The 2886-nt window shown below is 71.1% G+C and carries 4 protein-coding genes; 3 read left to right on the top strand and 1 reads right to left on the bottom strand.

Annotated elements, in window-relative coordinates; all coding sequences use genetic code 11:
• A partial coding sequence (locus ABNT58_RS20515; RefSeq protein ID WP_348755270.1) for an ATP-dependent helicase occupies positions 1-1268 on the bottom strand: 1268 nt, incomplete at its 3' end.
• Positions 1269-1481: 213 nt separating this feature from the next.
• Here ABNT58_RS20515 and ribA point away from each other — a divergent pair.
• From ribA to ABNT58_RS20500, 3 genes are all read left to right on the top strand, one after another.
• Entirely contained in the window at positions 1482-2117 is a 636-nt protein-coding gene (ribA, locus tag ABNT58_RS20510; protein ID WP_348755271.1) for a GTP cyclohydrolase II, read from the top strand.
• Between the two features lie 32 nt (positions 2118-2149).
• Entirely contained in the window at positions 2150-2602 is a 453-nt protein-coding gene (locus ABNT58_RS20505) for a hypothetical protein (protein WP_348755269.1), read from the top strand.
• 6 nt (positions 2603-2608) lie between these two features.
• Positions 2609-2886, top strand: a 278-nt coding sequence (locus tag ABNT58_RS20500; protein ID WP_348755268.1) for a DUF2145 domain-containing protein, incomplete at its 3' end; no start/stop codon positions are given.

The following is a 2886-nucleotide window of genomic DNA, read 5'->3' as shown; positions in this document are numbered from 1 at the left end:
TCGGCCCAGCGCAGCACGCACAGCACGTCCTTCACATGGGCCGATTCCAGGAACTTGAGGCCGCCGAACTTCACGAACGGGATCTGCCGGCGGGTGAGTTCCAGCTCCAGCCCAGCGCTGTGGTGCGCGGTGCGGAACAGCACCGCCTGCTGCCTGAGCTTGAAGCCTTCTTCACGCAGCGCCAGCACCCGGTCGGCCACGCAGCGGGCCTGCTCGGCCTCGTCGGCCACCGTCACCAGCCGCGGGCGGGCACCGGCGCTGCGGTCGGTCCACAGCTGCTTGGCATGGCGCTCGGGCGCCTGCGCGATGACGGCGTTGGACGCGTCCAGCAGCGGCTGGGTGCTGCGGTAGTTGCGCTCCAGCGGCAGCACCCGCGCCGGCTGGCCGAACTGGTGCGGAAAGTCGAGGATGTTGCGCACATCGGCCGCGCGAAAGCCGTAGATCGATTGCGCGTCGTCGCCCACCACCGTCAGGCCGCGGCCGTCGGGCTTGAGGCCGTGCAGCACCGCGGCCTGCAGCCGGTTGGTGTCCTGATATTCGTCCACCAGCACATGGTCGAAGCGCGCGGCCACATGGGCAGCCAGCGCGGGCTCTTCCATCATCGCCGCCCAGTACTGCAGCAGGTCGTCGTAGTCCAGGCTGTGCTGCTGCAGCTTGGCGCGGGCGTAGGCCGCGAACAGCTGGTTCAGCTCGGCGGCCCAGGACTCGCACCACGGAAACGCGTCGCGCAGCACCGCGGCCAGCGTGCCCTGGCTGTTGACCACGCGCGAATAGATGGCCAGGCAGGTGCCCTTTTGCGGAAAGCGGCTGCGCGCCGCGGCAAAGCCGGCCTCCTGGCGGGCCAGGTTCATCAGGTCTTCGGCGTCGGCCCGGTCGAGGATGGAAAAGCGCTCGGGCAGGCCGATGGCCGGCGCATATTCGCGCAGCAGCCGGGCGCCGATGCCGTGGAAGGTGCCTGCCCAGGGCAGCGCGGGCGGTCGGGTGGAGGCGGGCAGCGCCAGCGCCTGGTGCAGCGTGCGGCCCACGCGGTGCTCCATCTCGTGCGCGGCGCGCCGAGAGAAGGTGAGCAGCAGCAGCCGCTGCGGGTCGGCGCCCGCCATCACCAGCCGGGCCACGCGGTGGGCCAGCGTCATCGTCTTGCCGCTGCCGGCACCGGCGATCACCAGCAGCGGGCGGGTGTCGGGCTCGGCCAGGCCATGCTCCACCGCCTGGCGCTGCTGGGGGTTGAGCGCGGCAAAAGGGTCGGGGCGGGTGAGGACGGCAGACATGGCGGTACGGCAGGACGGCATGGCCACTGTACATGCATCCAGCCACTGCGGGCGGCCACCCTGCTGTAACGACGGCCTCGGGTTCGGCGCGACAATGCGCCCCTGGGACACACCCTGCCTGCTGCGTGCTTGCACTCGGCGCGGCCGACCCCAGCTGAGCAGACGACACACCACAAGAAGCTTTTGATGAACGCGCCCCTGCGGCCCGCCGACATGGCCGGGCCTGATGCCGACACCGCCGCCGACACCCCTGCCCTGTTCTATGGCGGCAGCTGTCGGCTGCCGACGGAGATGGGCGAGTTCCGGCTGCATGGTTTCCGCGATGCCACCGGCCGCGAACATGCGGCGCTGACGGTGGGCGCCATCGACGATGGCCAACCGGTGCTCACGCGTCTGCACTCCGAATGCCTGACCGGCGATACCTTGTACAGCCTGAAGTGCGACTGCGGCCCGCAGCTTCAGGCGGCGCAGCAGGCCATCGCCACCGAAGGCCGCGGCGTGCTGCTGTACCTGCGGCAGGAAGGCCGCGGCATCGGCCTGGTGGACAAGATCCGCGCCTATGCGCTGCAGGACGCGGGCGCCGACACCGTGGAAGCCAACCGTCGCCTGGGCCTGCCCGACGATGCACGAGACTACCGCGTGGCGGCCGAGATGCTGAAGATCCTGGGCGTGTGCTCGGTGCGCCTGCTCACCAACAACCCGGCCAAGATGCAGGCGCTGAGCGACCTGGGCGTGGCCGTGACCGAACGCCTGCCGCTGCGCGCCGGCGAGAACCCGCACAACAGCAACTACCTGCTGACCAAGGCCTTGCGCATGGGCCACTGGCTGGGCGCGGCCGAAGAAGCCTGACGGTTATCCTCGCGGCTCTTGCCGGAGCCGAGATGACCCTGACCCCTCTTCGTGCCGCCGCCGCCCTGGCCGTGTGCGGTGCCCTGCTTCCCCTGGCCGCGCAGGCCGACAGTGCGGTGTCGTCCGCTTCCAGCGCCGGCTCGGCCTCGTCGGGCAGCGTCTCCGATTCGCTGCGCGGCTCCAGCCGCAGCTCCAACCGCGACGACAAGGTGGCCGACGGCGACTACCGCGTGATCGACGTGGCCACCGCGCCCGACCGGCCCGGCATGCTGCGGCTGACGCTGCAGGCCGAAGGCGCCGAATTCCAGCTCGACCTGCCGCAGCGCACCGGCGAACGCTCGCGCCTGCAGGCCGGCGACACGGTGCAAGCCCGACACCGCGCCTACGGCATCGAGTTCGCACGCGCCGACAACCGCGAACCGTTTTTCCTGGTGCTGGCCGACGACTGGCACCGCGAGCTGGCCTCGCGCCCGGTCGTGCTGTAAGCGCCGGTGGCTCTCAAGCGCCCGCTGGCGGCTGCGCTGGCGGTGGCCGGCTGGCTGCTGGCGGCCGGTGCGGCCCACGCCGGGTCACCGGTGTTCTGCGGCCGTGGCCCTGAACTCACGGCCCGCCAGCAGGACCGGCTGCTGCAGTTCGCGGCCCGCATCAAGCAGCAACTCGACGCCTCGGGCAGCCAGGTGGCGCTGGTCTCGCGCAGCGGGCTCGACCTCGACCGCTTCAACCTGCGCTATTCGCATGCCGGCATCAGCCTGAAGGCCAGCGCCAACGG

Origin of the sequence: uncultured Aquincola sp., from assembly GCF_964001545.1 — a bacterium.
Classification (GTDB): domain Bacteria; phylum Pseudomonadota; class Gammaproteobacteria; order Burkholderiales; family Burkholderiaceae_C; genus Aquincola.
The sequence above is the reverse complement of the archived record's forward strand: the minus strand, read 5'-3'. Positions and strand labels throughout refer to the sequence as shown.